1 protein-coding gene is annotated in these 1,763 nt (G+C 40.8%); it reads left to right on the top strand.

The window, feature by feature from the left end; genetic code table 11:
• Nucleotides 1–395: 395 nt before the first annotated feature.
• Nucleotides 396–1,607 (top strand): AI-2E family transporter, encoded by a 1,212-nt coding sequence (locus G5B11_RS18575; protein WP_330603185.1) that lies wholly within the window; start codon nucleotides 396–398, stop codon nucleotides 1,605–1,607.
• Nucleotides 1,608–1,763 lie beyond the last annotated feature (156 nt).

The following is a 1,763-nucleotide window of genomic DNA, read 5'->3' as shown; positions in this document are numbered from 1 at the left end:
GCAGTAATGTACGGAGTTGACCAGTACTAATCGGTCGAGGGCTTGACCAAAAAGCGAGAAAGCGGCCATGGCACAGGGATGTGGACAGAGACAGGTTTATCTGGTGATGGACACAGAGACTGTGGCAGGGGCATTTGCGAAGCAAAAGGCATCGAGCAACGTAGTTGCGAGATGACCGTTTTCGAGAATAGTTAATTGCAGGATTTCACGATTCCAAAGGATGTCAGCATGTATGTGGTTTTGAAGGTACAAAAGCATTTGAGCAGTGGACTTGGTTCATTGCTTTTTTTTATGCAATAAAATATTGCTCCGTGCTTTGCAATTCCGCTATAGTCTATATGAAAAAGAAACTGTAGCAGATTTCAGAGATTAATGATACAATAAAAAAATCCAGGATGAAAAGCATCACTAACGGAAGAGAAAAAGAGAAAGAGAAAGAGAAAGAAGGAAACCGCATGGACCTGAATAAAGAAAATATGACTAAGATCAGATATCTGATCACTTTTGCCATTATCCTGTATCTTGGAGTTCAGAATATTCATGTAGTACTTGGTGTATTGGGGCTGGGCTGGGGATTATTGTTCCCTTTTATTGTAGGTTCAGCCATGGCATTTGTATTGAATGTACCAATGACATTTATAGAACGTCATCTTTTTGGAAAAGCAAAAGAAAAGCATAAAAAAAGTGCAGAGAAAGCGGCAAGACCTGTAAGCTTATTCCTTTCTATTGTATTTATCATTCTACTGATCATGCTTGTTGTACTGGTTGTGCTTCCCCAGATCGGTAATGCTCTGGTCAGTGTTGCAAAGCGTGTGGAAGAGCGAGTTCCACAGATCCAGCAGTGGTTGGGAAGTACATTTCAAAAGGATTCCCAGATTGTAAAATGGGCTGATTCCATCAATATTCAGCCTGAGAAGATTCTGAATTCTGTAATGAATACACTTAAAAATGGTGCTGATAATATTGTGGCCTCTACCATTTCCTTTACAAAGGGTATTTTTAGTACAGCTATGAATGTAGGTATTGGTTTTGTATTTGCATGCTATATCCTGCTGACTAAAGAACGATTGGCACGGCAGATGAAAAAGGCATTTTATGCGATTTTTCCAAAGAGGATCGTCGAAAGGATCCTTCGGGTGGCCAGACTTGCAAGCAAAACCTTTTCCAGCTTCATTACCGGACAATGTATAGAAGCGGTGATCCTGGGGGCTATGTTTTTTGTTACTATGACCATTGGCAATTTCCCTTATGCAATGCTGATCGGTGTACTGATTTCATTTACAGCGTTGATCCCTATGTTTGGCGGGATTATTGGCTGTTGGACCGGATTTTTTCTGATTCTGATGGTAAGTCCGGTAAAGGCCTTGGCTTTTCTGGTACTGTTTGTTGTGCTCCAACAGATTGAAGGCAATCTGATCTACCCACATGTGGTAGGCGGATCTGTAGGACTTCCGGCAATCTGGGTGCTGGCTGCGGTGACTGTTGGCGGCAGCTTGATGGGAATCGTAGGAATGCTGATTTTTATTCCGCTGGTTTCTGTTTTCTATGCATTGTTTAAAGAATGGGTAAATAAAAGACTGGATCAGAAAAAAATCACTGTAAATTAAATAAGCTGTTAAGAATAATGACAAAAACAGGATTTCACAAAAGTACGTTAATTTAAGCAGGAAAAAGCTCCCTCGCAGTATCTTCAAGGGAGCTTTTTATGTACGGCTTTAGCCTGTTCAAAATGTCTACGCAGCGTGTAGGCATTTTGAACTATA

The organism is Blautia glucerasea, assembly GCF_013304385.1.
GTDB classification, from domain to species: Bacteria; Bacillota; Clostridia; order Lachnospirales; family Lachnospiraceae; genus Blautia_A; species Blautia_A ammoniilytica.
This window is presented reverse-complemented; position numbering and strand designations above follow the sequence as displayed.

What these genes read in the sequence shown, in the direction of transcription:
- G5B11_RS18575 (WP_330603185.1), top strand. Translation starts at nt 396, where the DNA reads ATGAAAAGCATCACTAACGGAAGAGAAAAAGAGAAAGAGAAAGAGAAA.